Raw genomic sequence first — 18,062 nt, 5'->3', positions numbered from 1 at the left:
ATTAATTGAAGCCCTGTTATCAAAATAGCTGCTCTAAGCAGCTATTTAAATTAGTAACTTTAAACAGCTAGCAATCTGTTATTTAAGCTTAATTACCGATAAAGTATGTGGATTGTCAGCTTTTTTGTTAACCATATTAAGACTGTCGAACACGGCGTCAAAATTCATAATAATAATATCTTTACCACGAACAATTAATTCAGATGGTGCATCAAGCTCCCCATGAAGTCCTGTGGTATTGCCATTTTGTGCCAGTAACTCTAATTTACCTTGCATATCAATACTATAAATAGCGTTAGCAAATAAGTCTGTAATATAAATTTTGTTAGTACGCTTGTCCCACTTTAAACCGTCGGTTGCAACTAGGCCTTTTGCAAATAGCTCTGTTTTAACTTTTTCATTGCGCTCGTTCATAGTGGTTTTAATTACGCTGCCATCTTCCATAATGCTAGTGTATAAATTACCTTCTCCATCAAATGTTAGGCCGTTAGCGCCAAACTTAAGTGTCGCGTTAGAGGCAAATGTATCAAACAGATGTGAGTCATGATTTTGAGTACTTAAAAAAGGTTTTATATGCGCTGGTCTTTGAGCATTCAACTCACTAAAACCAACCTTATACACACCACTTAACTGCTTAGTACCTTCAAGTTTTAATACTGTTTCTGAAATAAACAGAACATCGCCTTTAAATACCACTGCATTAGGAAATAATAACCCTGTTACAACAACATCCGTGCTTACAGCTTTTCCATTTACGACATTAATACGTAGTATTCGCGATTTATAACTGCCATCAAACCACATTTGCATGTCAGCTACGTAAGCATTGCCATCTGGGCCGAATGCAATTCCCATAGGTGCAATTTTACCTGTTGATGGCGCCATATCTTGCTTAGTAAAAATATACCAATTACTAAAATTGTTATTTTTATCAAGCATGCCTATACGGGGCGCAGCAGGTGTTTGCATCTCGCCTATTTTAATCAGTGCATCGTTATGAAAGTTTGGCGAGGTAATATATACATTGCCCTCTTTATCCATATCGCTACTGGCTGGCGAATTAAAGGTGTTAGGTAAATCGACTAATAACTCAGGCGTTAACAATTCTGGTTTTGTAGGCTCAGCTAATGCGCTATTAAAAAGCCCTGTTGCTAGCAGCGCTGCTGCAAAATAAAGTGGTTTCATTGTGTTGTATCCTGTTAGTTTAATTTGATACAACCAGTATATTGTTTACTTTAAGGTTTGATAATCAGGGTAAATAGCAAATCACTTTATACATTTCATATATAATTAACGTTGTTTTTTATTTTTAAGAGTCATGTTTAAATTCCTAAAAACAAAAGACCTATACGTACTTCGCAAATATAAATGCTAGGATAACAGCTTGTAATACAGGCTAATTATAAAACCAAATTATGAATTTAAATCAGCTCGACCTAAACCTACTCATTATTTTAAAACAGCTATTAAACGAAAAACACATTAGTAATACTGCGTTGACGTTAGGTATGAGCCAACCTTCAATTAGTCGGTCTTTAAGTAAGTTACGTAGTTTATTTGACGACCCATTACTAATTAGAATGGCCGGTGGATATGAACTAACGCCTAAAGCACAGTCGATTCAGCAAGATTTAAACTCTATTTTGAATATGGTCGAAACACTGGTTAATAAGCAAACCTTTGATGCTAAAACCAGCCAAGCCACTATTAAGTTATTTGGCTTGCCACCACAAATGCACTTACTAATAGAAACCATTATTAAAGATGTGCGCGAACAAGCGCCTAATATCACCCTTGAAATAGACACGTTACCAAAACCGCAATTTTCAGATTTACTAAAAGGCGAAACTCATTTTGTTATAACAGGCCATAAACCAACAAGCTCTGAGGACAAACTGTATCGTCAAGCGTTGTTTGAACGCGACTTTAAATTAATAATGGCAAGTACTCATCCGCTTGCTAATACAAAGCTGAATATTGAATTATTACGTAACTGTAACTTTGGACAAATATCGATTCAGGGAGAAAAGTCACTTTCTATTGCGCACTGCTTTGCAGCACTTGGGATTGATAATATTAATACGCCAATACGCTTAAAAAACTTTTATAGTATTGGCACCATTGCACAAAATACCGATTTAATATTTTTTGTACCGGACCATTTTGCTAATGATATTTGTCGCCATCATGATGTAGTTGCAAGAGTGGTCCCTCCAGAACTAGATTTAGAGCACGATGAAGTCTATTTATATTGGCATCAACGCCATCATAATGATCCTGTTTGCCAATGGTTTAGAGAGCTAGTTAAAAGCAAAGTATTTAAAATATAAATAACCGCTATTCATTATGAGCATATTCTTTGAATTGCCATTCACCATTACGATCTATTTAATACGAATCATTCTTAATAATGTTAAAAATTAAATAAAAGATCAACAATGATAAATATGCTCCCATTTAATAAAAAGTCTCTCCCTCTTATTGTTAGTACTTTATGCGCCGGTATGTCATTCGCTAGCTTGGCCGAACAGACTCCCAACACATCAGAAACAATCGAAGTTTGGGGTACAACTATTACGAACAATTCGTTATTACAAGACGACATTGAAAGAAAACAAGCTAATCACTTAAGCGACTTATTACGCGACCAAGCTGGTATTGATGTGGGTGGCTCGCATTCAATAGTGCAAGGCATTAATATTCGTGGCGTTGACGACTTAGATTTAAATATTACCGTTGATGGAATTAGCCAAAACAACAACATGTTTCATCACTCGGGTAACTTATTAATTAACGCTGATATTTTAAAAGCGGTTGATATAAAAGTAGGTACGAACTCAGTGCTCACCGGTGGCCTTTCAGGCGGTGTCGCCTTTGAAACCAAAGACGCTAAAGATTTACTAGAGCCAGGGCAAGATTTTGGTGCTCGTTTATATACAAATTTAGGCACTAACGACTATGCTGGAGGCTCTGCCGCATTATATGGCCAACTAACTGATAATGTTGATGCCTTAGCCTACTACACCTCAACAGACAGAAATAATTTTGAAAACGGCAATGGCAAAGAAGTAACCGGTAACGAAGGTCGTACAATTGACGGAATATTCAAACTAGGTTGGGATGTAAACGAAAGTAATCGTTTAGTATTTTCTTACGATAGATATAACGACGAAGGCGATTACTACGTAAAAACTAACTTTGGTGCTGGCTTTGCTGAAGACTCAAACGCTAAAACAGAAGATATTGATTACACTCGCACAAGTACCTCTTTAGCCTACGAGCTAGATAAAGGCGATGCAATTACCCTACGCGCTAGCGTTTACCGAAACGAGCTAAGCTACATAGCACTTGGTACAGAAGGCAACTCTGAGCATACAGGTTACACAGCGCTTGCCACTTCAAAAATTGCACTTGCTGGCTTTAACCATACATTGCGCTACGGCGGTGAAGGCTATGAGCAAGTATCAAAGCGTATCGCAAACCACGTTCAAACTAACAAAGACACAGCCGACTCTCATGCTGTTTATATTGAAGACGAAATAGCCCTAACCGAACAGTTATTTGTGACCCCAGGCGTGCGCTACAACTATTTTAAAGTAGACATGTACTCTGCTGGTACTAACGATTCATTAAATAAATCGTGGAACGAACTAACGTTTGGTTTAGCTGCTAAATACCTTGTTAATGATAACTGGAGCATAAGCGCAAGCTCTACTGAGTTATTTCAAGGGCCTGGCCTTCGTGAAAGTTACGTTGATTACAGCACTAACTTTGATAAAAACCTAAAAGCAGAAACAGGTGTAAATAACGCCATCGGATTTGCCTTCAAAGAACGTAATGTATTGGGCTTAGATTCTTTAGGCTTTTCACTTAATGTGTTTAAAACCCGCATTGAAGATTACATAGACAACTGGGCAATAGGTAAAGGTCGCCCAATTGGTACGTACGCAAATTCAGGTGATTACGATATTGATGGCTTTGAATCCACGTTCTCACTTCGTAAAGCGCTCTTTAGTGCGCGTTTAAGCTACTCGAAATCTGATTCAGAACAGTTAGAAACGCATGAACAATTACGCTACGAAGTAGGCGATAGTATTTCATTAAATTTAGGCTACGAAGTCCCTCAGTATGATTTAAAGTTTAACTGGACCAGCCTAATTAACAGAACGGATGATTCGGTATCAAGCGGTGCTGATATCCATAAAGTAGGCTATCAAGTTCATAACATCAGCATGCAGTGGCTACCAAGTCAGCTTGAAGCACTTAGCATGACCTTAGGTGTTGAGAATATTTTTGACAAAACCTATTACTCACACGCGTCATACTCAAGCGACACCGTGCAAGATTACGAAGCAGGTCGTAATGTTAAATTAAGCGCGTCGTACGTTTTTTAATTTAAAAAATTTAGTAATGTTATAAGGCTCAATATTTTATTGAGCCTTTTGCTGTTTAAGAGGGGCGCACCTTAAATAGTGGCAATTAAACGACAATCAATATTAAGGTCATATCAGAATGTCTAACTGGAAACAAAACTTACAAAAATTCCGCTATGTAATGGATGCACTACTCCTTATAAGCTTTATGCTAGTAAGTGCACCACAAGCGACGGGCGTAGCTTTACATGAATGGTTTAGTTTGTTTTTTATAGTGCCATTTGCAATTCACTTATTACTACATTGGGATTGGATACAGCGCAGTTTTAAGCGCTTATTATCTAAATTAAGTGCTCGAGAACGTTTTAACATAGTGTGGGATTACCTACTTTATATAATGACGTTACTGGTATTTGTGAGTGGTTTTTTAGTGTCGGTTGCTTTACTACCTGCGCTTGATATTAGTTTAAATATTCAAGACTTTTGGTCAAAAATACATCATGATTCGGCCACTTTTATTATGCCAATGTTAGGTGTTCATTTAGCTCTTAATTTGAGCTGGATTGTAAAGCTAACAAAACGCATGTTTGCAAAGGAGGCTAAATAATGAAGTACTTAAAACAACAGTGGAAAACCCGCACCAGCATCGTTTTAATTGTATCTGTTTTAGTGAGCCTGATATTGGTGACTTTGGAGCGAACAGATTGGGCTATGCAAATAAACCTACAAGGTTATAGCCACGGCTCAGCTGAAGGAGAAAAGCCGAATATAGCACCGATATTGATGTATATTTTACCATTTGTAAAAGAACTCGTTTTAATTGGCGTGCCGATGTTATTAACGCTTGGAATAGCAAAGTTATTTGGATTGATAAAAAAGCGATTTAAAAGAGCGGATTAATTTATAGATGATTGCTTTAGTTTTATATCCAACTAAAGCAATCATACGTTATTGCATAGGCAACTGAGCACCTATGTAATAACGGTTTTTACTGAAGTTTTAGGTTATGCCTTGTAAGCATTCGCATTTTTAATGCTCTCAAAATCGTTAAAGCGCACATTATGCTGCGCCATTACTTTAAGTATTTTTTTACTTAGCATTTGGCGTAAATAAAACGGCTGATTTGGCACAAAATGATGAATGGTATGCGTTTTACCAAAGTTAAAACAAAACAAGTGAAACGGCATAAATAAACGACTCGTTAGTACATGTGTTTGTTCAAGCATATTATTAACGCCGCTATAGTAATGCATGCTTGAGGTAACAAAATTAAGCGAGCTTGAGCGAATAATATTAGGCACAATGAGCACAACCATTAAAAATTCAAACGCATTCATTGTACTTAACAACCAGCTAGGCGAATTTAGCGAAAGTGGTATAAATAAATTAACAATATGAAATAAAATAACGCTATATAAAATAGCGAAATACGCAGTCGCTATCGGAAACCCCGCATTAAAAACACTCGAAAAACTAAAGCCATTAATTTCTTTTCTAAAACGTTTAGTAGAAATAACTAACCCTAATAACCCATCTACAATAACTAGCGCACGTAAAAATGGATTTTTAATACCGTTTCCCACCAAGCGTTCTTCTAGGTCTTGTTGTGTGCCTGAGGTTTTGTGATGGTGTAAATGCATTTTACGTCGGTACCATGGGCTAATAGTATTTGGCCGCATTAACCATACTGTTAGCATCATAAAATTATGCATGAACGGCTGATTACTAAAATATTGTTTATGTATAAGGTCGTGCTCTAACTCATGGGAAATAGATGCAGCAATAGCCGCAAGTACTATGCATACCCAAGCAGGTATGATGGCTAAATAATATAAAACACCAACACCAATTAATGCGCTAAGCGATAGCAATAAAATAATTAACCCTAAGGTATTTTGATGTGCAAGTAACGGGTGCTTTTGACGAAGTGATGCTTCCTCTGCCTTAATTGCTTTAACAATCGATTGAATGTTCTGTTTGGCACTTAATTGAGTCATATATAATGTCTTAAAAACCTTGTTGCGCAAATAATACCTGAATTAAGCGCAACATCGGAATAAAGCGGGAATAAAATTATGATGTATTGAGCTATTACCAATAGTTCAATAGCATCCCAGTTCATTAGGTTTTAGTTTGTAAGTGCAGCTATATTGCAACAACCACACCTAGAAACTAAATATTAGGGCCAGCTGCCAATTTAAAAGCCATGCTGTACAAGAGTTTTAGCTTTCGCTTTGTATGCCTGAAATTGCTGGGCGCTTTAATTGTGCATTTAGAGGTAAGTAACATGCTATTGCACCAAGAGTTACTACAAATATTAAGGTAGTAAGGAATAATACTAGCTGAGTTAACGTAGGTACTGTATTAGCTATATCTTGTAATTGCTGTTGCAGTAAAAATAAAATACCAACACTTAATAAAACCCCTATTAAAATAGCAGCACCACTTTGCTTAAATACTAATAAAAATAAATCTAGCGGTTTAGCACCTATACACAAACGAATACCAATTTCAGCACGTCGTAGCTGCACTGAGTAACGCATAATACTCACCAAGCCAATGCTGGTTAATACTATTGTCGCAACAATAAGCATTACAGTTGTAGCCGATACAACGTATTGTCGAAATAACGCAGTGTCACGTTGAGAGCTTAGCGGTTCGAGCTTATGCACTGAGATCCCTGCATCTATTTTTTGCAATAATGTATTGAGCGTTTGTTTTTTTAATTGTTGACCATTTTTGAGCTCTACAATAAATGAGCGATACCCTTGACGAGTCAAAAAGGCTTTAGGCTTTGTTAGTGCTTTACCAGGAATTGGCATCGCCTTAACAATACCTATAATTGTTAAGTCGTTTTCACGACCAGATGTAATATCAAAACTTAGGCGCATCCCTAACGCATTACCATCACTTGATAGCTGCTTGGCAAGTACATCATTGATAACTATTACATTAGCGTCACTTTTAACATCTTCAGCTGAAAAACTACGCCCTTGTAGTATGGGTTGTTTAAGCACTGAAAAATAATGCTCATCAACGGCTTTACCAAACGGTAGCACCAATTTATTGTTCGCGACTTCAATGAGTGACCAAGTAATTAAATTATCATTGATAGGTGAAGATGAGCGGCTAATTTGAGCTACTTCTGGCAATAACGCTATTTCATTAGCCGCTTGATTTAGCACTTGGTTTGCCTTTTCTCTATCTGCTGATAAATAATTAGCTAAATTAATTTCAACACTGGTTAGTTGCTTAATAGGCAGTGTGAAAGCTTCTTTTATATTGGCATTATTAACGTTAAAGATTAAAAGATTAATAAATAATAAGGTACATGTAATGGCTACCTGAAATGCCACCAAACTTTGCCAAATACGCTTACTTACCTGTACAGTTTTACCTTTTCCTGCTGACTTTAAGCCACCGATTAGTTCACGATAATTAATAATACGCGTACACAAATAGGCAAATAGGGTGCTAAGTATTAAACAGCTCAGTACCGCGATAAGTACTGAGGCTATATTAACCGACAACTCATTTGCTCGAGGCAATATGGCCTGAGCTAAATGACTCAACTCAGACAAAATAACAGCTGATAAAGTAAGGCCTATAAAGCTTGCACTTCCTATTAATAATACAATTTCAAGCCAAAATTGTTTAAACAAAATAAACCGTGTTGCGCCTACGGCAGCACTTAATGCTAAGGCGTGCTTTCGCGCAGCAGTACGCACAATAAATACATTACTAATGTTTACACATGCAATAATAACCAGACCTAACACAGCTAAAATAAGCCAAAAAATATTTTGCGGCGTTTCTTTTAATATCACATTTTGCAGTGGATTAAGCTCAAGCTGAATATGCCAACCGGAAAAAAATGCTTCTGTTGTAATATGTTGTTGCCACACACTATCAACATACTGAGATAGCTTTTTACTGGCTTGAACTAAATTTGTATTACTTGGTAATTTGGCAACTAAATGACTGTCTGAATAACGATTCCACCAAAAAGGTTTTGCCTCTTCAGATGTTAAATTGTAATCCCAAGGCAGCCATATAGCCGTTTCTTGGCCTGTTTTAATAAGGGCTGGAGATTTAAAGTTGGCAGCAGCTACGCCAATAATTTTAAATTGTTGGCCTCCTACGCTCAGCCTTTGCCCAATAATATCTTCTTTACCAGCAAAATCATTTATCCATGTCTGATAGCTGATCACAGCTACTGGGTTAAAGCTATCTAGTTTCTCTGTTTCACTAAAGCCTCGGCCTAAATGCAACTTAATAGCAAATAAATCAAACCACAATGGCGTTACAAATGACGTATTTACAATGGGCAAGCCAGCCACATCATCAAGGCGTTGCTGTGCGTAATACACCAAAGCGACTTGTTCAAATACGTTATGATTTTTATATAAATCAATTAGCGCAGGGTAATTAAATGCACGTGTATTAAGCGACCCTGTTGAGTCTATTTGCGCGTACTCGGCTTTAACTAACCGTGTTTGATCAGGATAAGGAAGTGGCTTTATAAGCATAATATACGCAAGCGTTAGTACTGTAATTAACGCCGCTAATACAATACTTAAGGTTGCGACAACACTTACGCTATAAATTTTATGCTTTGTAATATTGAGTAATGCATTTTTAAAATTGTAAGTCATTACTACACTCCTTTGAGTAATTGATTAATCGCGGTTTATGTTTTAAACATTTCACATATTCCATTTTATTCTCGCTGATAAAGAGCAATTTTATTTAAGCGTTTAGTGGCTCTTTTACCGCCATTTCGCCAAGCAATTCACCATCAAGAAGCTTTAGCTGACGACTTGCCATATCTGCATAGCGAGGGTCATGGGTGACCATGCAAATAGTTGTTCCCCCATTATTTAAGTCAGTCAATATTTGCATTACTTGGTCACCCGATTTTGAGTCAAGATTGCCTGTTGGCTCATCCACCAGCAAAATTGTGGGCTCCGCCACCAAGGCACGCGCTATGGCAACACGTTGCTGCTGACCACCTGAAAGCTGGCTTGGTTTATGGCTCATTCGATGTCCAAGCCCCACTTTTTCAAGGCACGCTTTTACTTTTTCAGCAATCTCATCCTTGCTCGGTTTAGAGTGATGGTAGCGAAGTGGCAATGCCACATTATCAAATACATTTAATTCATCAATTAAGTTAAATGACTGAAAAACAAACCCTATTTTAGCGTTTCTAATGTCAGCGGCTTGATTCTGCGTAAGCTTAGAAACATTCACACCATCAACAAAATACTCACCACTCGTTGGCATATCAAGTAAACCTAGAATTGATAATAAGGTTGATTTCCCGCACCCTGATGGCCCAGATATAGACAAGTATTCACCGCTGTAAACTTTTAATTCAATGCTACGAAGCGCATATGTTTGCAGCTCATCCGTTTCAAATACCTTACTAAGTCCTTTCATTTCTAGCACGACACTTTTAAGGGCTTTAGTTTTTTGTTCTGCCATTGTATTCATCCTTAATTTATATGAATTGTTTGGTTGGTTTGAGTAAGGTTGGCTAAATCTGAAATTATTAACTGCTGGTCAACAGCTACACCGCTTAATACTTCAATATAACGCCCAGCTAAACGACCAATTTTTACTTTAACTAGACTTGCATCGCCTGATATTGGATTAAGCTGATATAACGTAACTTCGGTATATGGTTTAACGTTTGCAGGGCGCTCTATGTAGGTAACATTGGTGAGCTTTGCAATAATGATATTTGCATCAACACTCAGTTGCGGTCTCACGTTTTCGGGTAATATTTTAGGCAAAGCAAGCTCTACTTCTACCGTATTATTAACAATTACAGGGCTTATACGCGTAACGCGCGCATCAACTATACCTCGGCGTGTATCTACCTGTGCAACTTGCCCTAAGCTAATATTATCAACCTGGTTTTGAGGAACTTGAATCAAAGCAATTAAGCTATCAACCGAGCCAATTAATGCAATTTCTTGCCCTGCATTAACGCTTTGCCCAAGCTCCACAGGTAAGCGCTGTAACACACCATTTATCCCAGCCTTTATCGATAAATTAGTAAGCTTTGTTTGTGCCATAAAAACAATGCCTTGCTGTTGCTTTATTTGCTCCAACTGAATACTTTGTGCCTCTTTATGTACTTCTTTTAACTGCTCTGCACGTTGCTTGGCAATTGCCAATTGCTGGCTAAGTTGTTGCTCATCAAGCACACTACGCTGATAATTTAAGGCTGATACAATACCTTGCTTAACAAGGGCTTCTTCTGCTTTTAATTTTAGTTTGGCATTTTCATACGCTGCATAACTTTGCGCTACATGGGAGCGCTCATTTAACAGCTCTCGCGTATTATTGAGCTTTATTTGGCGCAAGTTTGCATTCAATTTATTAAGCTCTTGCTCAGCACTTTGTAACTGTTGATCGAGTTCTGGGTTTGCAAGTTGCACAATTACGGAGTCACTACTGACAATAGCGCCTGGCTTTAGCAAAATAGCTTTAACTGTGGCTGCTGTTTTAGCTGTAAGTAATTGCTGCTGTGCCGATTTTAATTCTCCATAACCCGTCACTGTAATGTCTAACGCGCCTTGCTTTAGCGTTGCAACAATAATATTACTACGCGAAACGGATACTCCAGCTTGGTTATTTTGTTGATAAATAACCCCAATTATCATAATAACAGCAGTGACTAAAATTAACTTTTGCCAAACAGCTAAAGCTTTTGTATTTGTTGTTTTTGCTATATCCATATTTCACTGCTTAATGCTTTGTATATTTAAGGTATAGCGAAACACGTGCCAACATTAAAAACTAAATAAATACATGAGATTAACTACAATATTACTTACTTTTTCTAATAAATAGCAGCAATAGCGGACTCCTCAGTACCAATTTGAAACTCATAACCCTAATTTGCAAAGTTATATTTTTATTAACCTCTTCTTAGCAGTGCCGAAACCGAACCATCACAGTCCGATTTCGGACTAACATATTAGTATTTAGTGCTACTCAGTTATTAACCGTTTGAAATTCAATAAATAAAATCTCTGGCATAGAAATCGCTTTACGCTACAATAAATTAGTTTCCCCCTTTTACTTGGAAGTTTATGCCTGCCACTATTTTGATCATCGAAGATAGCCCCGAAATTCGTCTAAGCGCGCGATTTATTTTAGAAGATAGTGGTTATCTGGTGCTTGAAAGCAGCGATCCTTTTGAGGCACAAGCATTACTTGAAACAGGCCAAGCTGTGAATCTAATTTTGCTCGATATGAATTTCTCGCGCGATACAACGTCTGGTAATGAAGGAATGGCTTTTTTAAAGTACTTACAAAAAAAACAATTAACCATTCCTGTTATAGCAATGACAGCTTGGTCAAGCGTTGACTTAGCTGTACGCGCAATGCAACAAGGGGCATGCGACTTTATTGAAAAGCCTTGGCAAAATCAGCGACTATTAAAGTTACTTCAGCAACAGCTAACTCTTAATGATCTCACTAAAAAAAATAAAAAGTTACAGCAGCAATTAAACGATCATCCCTCGCAGCCTTTTATTTATAACTCAATAGCAATGCAACAACTGATTGGGCAACTAGAAAAAGTAGCCAAAACTGATGCTAATATATTACTAACCGGAGAAAATGGCACAGGTAAAAGTCAGTTAGCCCAATGGATACATCAACAATCAGCTCGTAAAACTCAGCCTTTTATTGCAGTAAATATGGGCGCAATTGTAGAATCGTTATTTGAAAGTGAAATGTTTGGGCATAAAAAAGGGGCGTTTACAGATGCTAAAAGTGAACGTATTGGTCGCTTTGAACTAGCTGAGAATGGAAGTTTATTTCTAGATGAAATTGCTAATATTCCGCTACCTCAACAAGCTAAATTACTGCGAGTGCTTGAAAGTCAAGATTATGAAATGGTGGGTGCAAGTTACACTAAAAAAGCTAATGTTAGGCTGATAAGTGCTACCAATGGGGATTTTAGTAAACTCATCGCTAGTAGCACATTTAGGGAGGATTTATATTATCGATTAAATACGCTTGAATTTGTTATTCCGCCATTGCGAGAACGTGTAGAGGATATAATCCCGCTATGTGAGCACTTTATAAGTCATCACGCCAAAAAGTATAACCATAATTTAATAAAGCTTACTGATTGTGCCAAACTTGCATTATTACACTACTCTTGGCCAGGCAATGTACGTGAGTTAAGCCACATTATTGAACGTGCTGTTTTATTAGCAACAACAGATACCTTAAGTGCAAGTCACCTTAACCTAAATAATAATCAAGCTAATAATACGCTACCGTTAATGACCCTAGAAAGCGCTGAACGCCAACTTATTGATTTAGCATTAAAACAAACTCAAGGCCACATTCCTAACGCTGCGAAGTTATTAGGTCTGGGTAAATCATCTATGTACCGTCGTCTTGAGAAATATGGTATTACGATATGAAAGCACGCTGGCTTTTTAGTTCTTCACTAGAGCGCAGTTTAGTAAGCTTTGCCGTATTAAGCGGCTGTTTATCTGCAATTGGTTGCTACTTCATTAGCCAATACTTTACCTTGTCGACCGCAACTTCAGTCGCAATTGCAGTGCTATTTTTAGTTATTTATTTTAAGTTATTTATGAGTACTTATAACAAAGTTATAAGTAGCTTTAATCGTAACCATGCTCACCTAGATGCTATTTTGAATGAGGACTACAACCAACTCGTTAAACCGAGCTACCAAGGCGGAAGCATCAACCGATTGCAGCAAAGCTTAATTACTTTAAGTGAAGAGTTATTTAAAAAGAAATCACGTTATGATCAGCATGTATTTTTGGTATATCAGCTAATTGAGCACTTTAATGTACCAATAATGGTGCTCGATCAAAGCAATAAGCTGAGCTATGCCAACAACGCATATAGCGAATTTAAAAATACACCATGGCAAACTATGCGCTACTCAAGCGCAGAGACATTAGGGCTTATAAAGCATGATGCTCATTGGCAACTTAGCGATGCGATTACTGCGCAACAATGGCAAATACGCCACAGTGAATTTATAGAGCAAGGCAGTTGCCATCAACTTATTGTAATGATTAATATCACCTCTGCTCTTCGCGAAAACCAACTACAAGCATGGCAGCAAATAATTCGCGTACTCGGCCACGAAATTCGTAATTCGCTTACTCCGGTGATTGGTATGGCCGAAAACCTCGCGGTAAAGCTTACCGAGCCACGTCAGGCACAAGCGTTAAACGTAATAAGTGAGCGTTGTAATCACCTAAATGAGTTTGTAACCCGCTACGGTGATATAAATAAAGCCCTTTCACTCAACATTGTTACTATAGATAGTAAGGTTTTTTTTAATCAAGTGTGCGCTATTTACCCTGATGTTGAGTTTGCTCGTAGCATTAACTGCTCAACTTTTAATGCCGATCGTACATTTTTAAATCAAGTAATTATTAACCTGATAAAAAACGCCATAGAAGCCAGCTCCAGCCCGGTTAAAATAGCATTGAAAATCAGCACTCAAAACTCGGTGAACTGCATTACCATCTCTGACCACGGACATGGCCTTGCAAACCCAGATAATATATTTGTGCCGTTTTACACTACTAAACAACAAGGCCAGGGCATTGGTCTCAGTTTTTGCCGTAACGTGATTGAACAACATAACGGCAGTTTAAGTTTAGTAAACAAAAGTAATGACTTAGGTGCTGTAGCAACTATTTTGTTACCGGTATAATTAATTTTAACAAGAGTTTGCGGGTATTTGCGGGTATACGTTTTGATATATAAAACTTAAAAAACTAATAACATAAAGTATTAGGGCAGGTTAAAGTTTGAAGTACATAATCGATACGTTTTTCCATTATAAAAACTAGTTTAGTGTTTGATGCCTTAACCGCAACCAAAAACGATTAATTATCAATCAGTTGTTATTACAAACAAAAGAAAATGCTTGCTGCATACTCTATTGTTTGTATAATGCGGATACAGAATAAGAGGTATATAAGTATCCTTTTTATTTTAAGTGGTTTTTCTTTATCTTTTTATGCTTAAAAGATTAAAGAAAAATTATGCCAGCGTGATGAAATTGGTAGACATGGGGGATTCAAAATCCCCTTCCGAAAGGAGTGCCGGTTCGAGTCCGGCCGCTGGTACCACTTTTTGAACCTCAGCTAATTATTGGCTGAGGTTTTTTTATGCCTAAAATTTAACTAGTAATTTATACTAATTCGCTTTACTAAGTGAGCTACGTTTAGGTAAGAAAACCATGTCGATAACAAGGTAAAACCTAGTTAAGCTGAAGCAAAAGCTACAAGCCTTTCATTAAAGCCGTCAACGTAATTAGGAAGGTACATAAATCTAATTAGCATGCTAGTTATGCGTCTTGCTCTTGATTTGTTATATTCCCGATTCGATTATTTAACTCTTCGTCACTAACATCTTCTTTGTGTGTACCAATGATCCATATATGACCAAATGGGTCTTGTAGCGTACCGGTCCTATCACCATAAAACTGGTCATGTACGGGTCTTATTTCTGTTGCACCAAGCTCAATTGCTTTTTTAAATACGGTATCAACATCTTCAACATAAAGCATAAGGCTTAGCGCTGTACCACCGAGCTCTTTTGGGCTTTTTAAATGCTCTTCAGAACCATTATCTGAAAGCATAATATGCGAATCACCAATTATTATTTCTGCATGGGCTATTCCACCATCAGGTAAAGGCATTTGCATTACGTGTTCAGCACTAAATGCATCACAATAAAAATCTATCGCTTTTTGTGCGTCATTCATAATTAAATAAGGTGTAACTGAATGAAACCCTTTTGGTATTGCTGAGACTGCCATAATATTCTCCTTTACTTACGCGGTGATTTTTAATATTTAATAAACTAAATATGCGTTTAATTGCCCCTAAATTTAAGCTTAGCTCATACAAAAAATTGCGTTACTTTTCGAGGTTTAAACGCTTATGCCAAGCAGCAATACTTTCATCAGGGTATTCTTCAAATTGCTTGTCACCTTCATTAATGGGCGCATTTACCCAATTTGCTTTACTACCAAGCATTAAATGAGTGCGCTCTGGCGGTATGGGTAACTCACTATCTATTGCACCAGCAAAGGGGTGAACTTGCTCAGGCCAACGTGCATCGTATAACCACAAGTTAGCACTACAATGCTTACAAAAATGACGCTCTGCAGGGCTGATTTTATCGCCTATTTTTGCATGATAAATAGTTATGTGTTCACGCCCTGTAACCTCAAGCGTGCTGAATTGCGCGTTTAAATTAATAACAAACCCGCCGCTCCCTGCGGTTTTACGGCATATAGAGCAGTAACATAAATTGTAAGGATAAGGGTGTTTTGAGTTGACCGTAAATACCACTTTGCCACAGTGACAAGCCCCATTAAGCTTCATAATATATCCAATTTTTTTATTGTTGGCTTGAACTAATACCTTAACTAGGTGAGCTAAAAAAAACCACAACAATTACATGCTGTGGTTTTTTAATTATTGAGCTTACTAGCGTTTCCAATATCTTAAATTACGCAATGTATTTATAAATTTATCGGCTGAATGTGCCTCTAAATCTATCCAACCATCATCTGCTTTTTCATCAAGGCCAGCCGCTTTAAATAAAGGCTTAGCCTCACTTGTAAAACCTATGTATTTCATATGTGCATACGCATCACTTACAAAGTCTTTAGCTTCTGCAATAGCTGCTAGTTTTTCGGCTCCCTCTTCAGTGGTGAGTACAAATACTGCATCGTATAAAACCGACGGACCACCATTAATAACCTGATCGGCTTCAAAGTGCTTACCCTTACTACATTTAGCACCGCCAACTTGTGGGGCAATAATTTCAAAGTTTGCACCTTCACTTTTAAGTGCATTGATAACCGATTCAAAAATGTCTACATTAAAGCCATCACTTACTAAAACACCTAATTTACGGCCTTTGAAGGTGTTGGGCGCATTTTTCAAAATACTTAACGCATCAGATACAGGTAAGTCTTTACGTGTTGGCATAGCAGCTTCAGCTGGGTCTGGCATTTCTTGCAAGCCAAGTCCTTCGGCAACTTTATTTGCGAGGGTTTCGTCAATATTTAACAAGTGCGATACCAAACGTTCTCGTATTGGCAGATGCTCAACTTTAGACAGCTCAAACACGTACGCAGATTGAATATGCGCCTGCTCTACCTCTGTTTGGCTTAAGTAAAACTGACGAGCTTGACTGTAATGATCGCTGAATGTGTCTGAACGATAACGTAGCTTATCCCCACTCATTTGCTCTGATGAGCTTTTAAACCCGTGCACAGGGCATTCACGAGGATTATTTTCGCCTGCGCTCCATGAGTTTGGCTCATAGTTAACACGTCCTTTAGGATTTTGCATCGCCATGTGCCCATCTTGCTGAAAATGCCTCATTGGGCACTTAGGCGCATTAACCGGAATATGCGTAAAGTTAGGACCACCTAAACGCTTAGTTTGAGTATCTAAGTATGAAAAGTTACGACCTTGCAGTAGCGGGTCGGGTGTAAAGTCGAGCCCCGGTACAATGTTTTGAGTACAAAATGCTACTTGCTCTGTTTCTGCAAAAAAGTTGTCTACAACACGGTCAAGCACCATACGGCCAACAATTTGCACTGGTACTTGCTCTTCAGGTATAAGCTTAGTGGCATCAAAAACATCAAATTCAAATTCATCAGCAAATTGCTGATCAAACACCTGTACACCTAGCTCCCACTCAGGGAAGTCGCCATTACCAATAGATTCCCACATATCTCTGCGATGAAAATCAGGGTCCGCGCCGTTTAATTTAAGCGCCTCGTTCCACACAACTGATTGCATGCCGCCTTTTGGTTTCCAATGAAATTTAACAAATTTCTCTTCACCTTTGGCATTAATAAATTTAAAGGTATGAACGCCAAAACCTTCCATAAAGCGTAAAGAGCGCGGAATAGCTCTATCAGACATTGCCCACATAACCATGTGCATTGACTCAGGCGATAAGCTCACAAAATCCCAAAAGTTATCATGTGCTGTTTGCGCTTGCGGAAAACCACGATCTGGCTCGGCTTTAGCTGAATGAACTAAATCTGGAAACTTCATCGCATCTTGAATAAAGAATACCGGTATATTGTTTCCCACTAAATCCCAGTTTCCTTCTTGGGTATAAAATTTTACCGCAAAACCACGTACATCACGTGCTAAATCTGGAGACCCTTTATTACCTGCAACTGTAGAGAAACGAGTAAATACTGGGGTTTTTTCACCTTTTCGCTGAAAAATATCTGCACAGGTTAAATCTTCAAGCGTGTCGTAAGTTTCAAAGTACCCATGTGCCCCGTAACCTCGTGCATGCACTACTCGCTCAGGAATGCGTTCGTGATCAAAGTGAAAGATCTTCTCGCGCATTATGTGATCTTCTAATAATCCTGGGCCACGCTTTCCAGCACGTAATGAATTTTGATCGTCACTTACAGGGCAGCCCTGCGCGGTGGTCATGGTAGGGTGTTCATCCGACGCTTTTTGATGCAATTCACCGCCATGCCCTTTATTACCTGCGTATTTAAATGATTCAGCCATGTTTAGTCCTTCATACAGTTTGATTTAATGGGTCAATAGTTTTTATGAGCTTTAAAGCTAAAAGCGACTATGCAAATGCAAAATAAAGACCAGCCATCCA

At 37.9% G+C, this 18,062-nt stretch carries 14 protein-coding genes and 1 tRNA gene; 7 read left to right on the top strand and 8 right to left on the bottom strand.

Annotated features, from left to right (window positions below):
• Positions 1–78 precede the first annotated feature (78 nt).
• A complete protein-coding gene (locus tag PARC_RS03670) occupies positions 79–1,185 on the bottom strand; it encodes an NHL repeat-containing protein (protein WP_010553114.1) in 1,107 nt (368 codons plus the stop codon).
• A gap of 230 nt (positions 1,186–1,415) precedes the next feature.
• Here PARC_RS03670 and PARC_RS03665 point away from each other — a divergent pair, with 230 nt between their 5' ends.
• The 4 genes from PARC_RS03665 (at position 1,416) to PARC_RS03650 (ending at position 5,273) form a co-directional block, all read left to right on the top strand.
• Complete coding sequence (locus PARC_RS03665) at positions 1,416–2,330, top strand: LysR family transcriptional regulator (RefSeq protein ID WP_010553113.1); 915 nt, start codon at positions 1,416–1,418, stop codon at positions 2,328–2,330.
• 108 nt (positions 2,331–2,438) lie between these two features.
• Positions 2,439–4,394 carry a TonB-dependent receptor domain-containing protein gene (locus tag PARC_RS03660; RefSeq protein ID WP_010553112.1) on the top strand — a complete coding sequence of 652 codons (1,956 nt, stop codon included), beginning with the start codon at positions 2,439–2,441 and terminating at the stop codon, positions 4,392–4,394.
• A gap of 118 nt (positions 4,395–4,512) precedes the next feature.
• A complete protein-coding gene (locus tag PARC_RS03655; RefSeq protein WP_010553111.1) occupies positions 4,513–4,980 on the top strand; it encodes a DUF4405 domain-containing protein in 468 nt (155 codons plus the stop codon).
• Entirely contained in the window at positions 4,980–5,273 is a 294-nt protein-coding gene (locus PARC_RS03650; RefSeq protein ID WP_010553110.1) for a hypothetical protein, read from the top strand. The genes PARC_RS03655 and PARC_RS03650 overlap by 1 nt, the downstream gene beginning before the upstream one ends.
• 104 nt (positions 5,274–5,377) lie before the next feature.
• Here the strand turns inward: PARC_RS03650 and PARC_RS03645 are convergent, their stop codons facing one another.
• The 4 genes from PARC_RS03645 to PARC_RS03630 form a co-directional block, all read right to left on the bottom strand.
• Complete coding sequence (locus PARC_RS03645) at positions 5,378–6,370, bottom strand: fatty acid desaturase (protein WP_010553109.1); 993 nt, start codon at positions 6,368–6,370, stop codon at positions 5,378–5,380.
• 225 nt (positions 6,371–6,595) lie between these two features.
• On the bottom strand, positions 6,596–9,028 hold the full coding sequence (locus tag PARC_RS03640) for an ABC transporter permease (RefSeq protein WP_010553108.1): 2,433 nt from the start codon (positions 9,026–9,028) through the stop codon (positions 6,596–6,598).
• 94 nt (positions 9,029–9,122) lie between these two features.
• On the bottom strand, positions 9,123–9,857 hold the full coding sequence (locus PARC_RS03635; RefSeq protein WP_010553107.1) for an ABC transporter ATP-binding protein: 735 nt from the start codon (positions 9,855–9,857) through the stop codon (positions 9,123–9,125).
• Between the two features lie 11 nt (positions 9,858–9,868).
• Positions 9,869–11,119, bottom strand: coding sequence for an efflux RND transporter periplasmic adaptor subunit (locus tag PARC_RS03630; protein WP_010553106.1), 1,251 nt, complete (start codon positions 11,117–11,119; stop codon positions 9,869–9,871).
• Between the two features lie 357 nt (positions 11,120–11,476).
• On the opposite strand from PARC_RS03630, the gene PARC_RS03625 reads away from it, so the two are divergent.
• From PARC_RS03625 to PARC_RS03615, 3 genes are all read left to right on the top strand, one after another.
• Positions 11,477–12,826: a sigma-54-dependent transcriptional regulator gene (locus tag PARC_RS03625; protein ID WP_010553105.1), complete on the top strand. Its 1,350-nt coding sequence runs from the start codon at positions 11,477–11,479 to the stop codon at positions 12,824–12,826.
• Positions 12,823–14,106, top strand: coding sequence for a sensor histidine kinase (locus PARC_RS03620; protein ID WP_010553104.1), 1,284 nt, complete (start codon positions 12,823–12,825; stop codon positions 14,104–14,106). The genes PARC_RS03625 and PARC_RS03620 overlap by 4 nt, the downstream gene beginning before the upstream one ends.
• 336 nt (positions 14,107–14,442) lie before the next feature.
• Positions 14,443–14,527 (top strand) — tRNA-Leu (locus PARC_RS03615).
• A 218-nt stretch (positions 14,528–14,745) separates the two neighbouring features.
• On the opposite strand, the gene PARC_RS03610 is transcribed toward PARC_RS03615, so the two are convergent.
• From PARC_RS03610 to PARC_RS03600, 3 genes are all read right to left on the bottom strand, one after another.
• Positions 14,746–15,219, bottom strand: coding sequence for a VOC family protein (locus PARC_RS03610; protein ID WP_010553103.1), 474 nt, complete (start codon positions 15,217–15,219; stop codon positions 14,746–14,748).
• Between the two features lie 100 nt (positions 15,220–15,319).
• Positions 15,320–15,790, bottom strand: a complete 471-nt coding sequence (locus tag PARC_RS03605; protein WP_010553102.1) for a GFA family protein — start codon at positions 15,788–15,790, stop codon at positions 15,320–15,322.
• Positions 15,791–15,895: 105 nt separating this feature from the next.
• Entirely contained in the window at positions 15,896–17,962 is a 2,067-nt protein-coding gene (locus PARC_RS03600; RefSeq protein WP_010553101.1) for a catalase, read from the bottom strand.
• Between the last annotated feature and the right edge of the window lie 100 nt (positions 17,963–18,062).

Source organism: Pseudoalteromonas arctica A 37-1-2, from assembly GCF_000238395.3.
In the GTDB taxonomy this organism is placed as follows: Bacteria; Pseudomonadota; Gammaproteobacteria; order Enterobacterales; family Alteromonadaceae; genus Pseudoalteromonas; species Pseudoalteromonas arctica.
The sequence above is the reverse complement of the archived record's forward strand: the minus strand, read 5'-3'. Positions and strand labels throughout refer to the sequence as shown.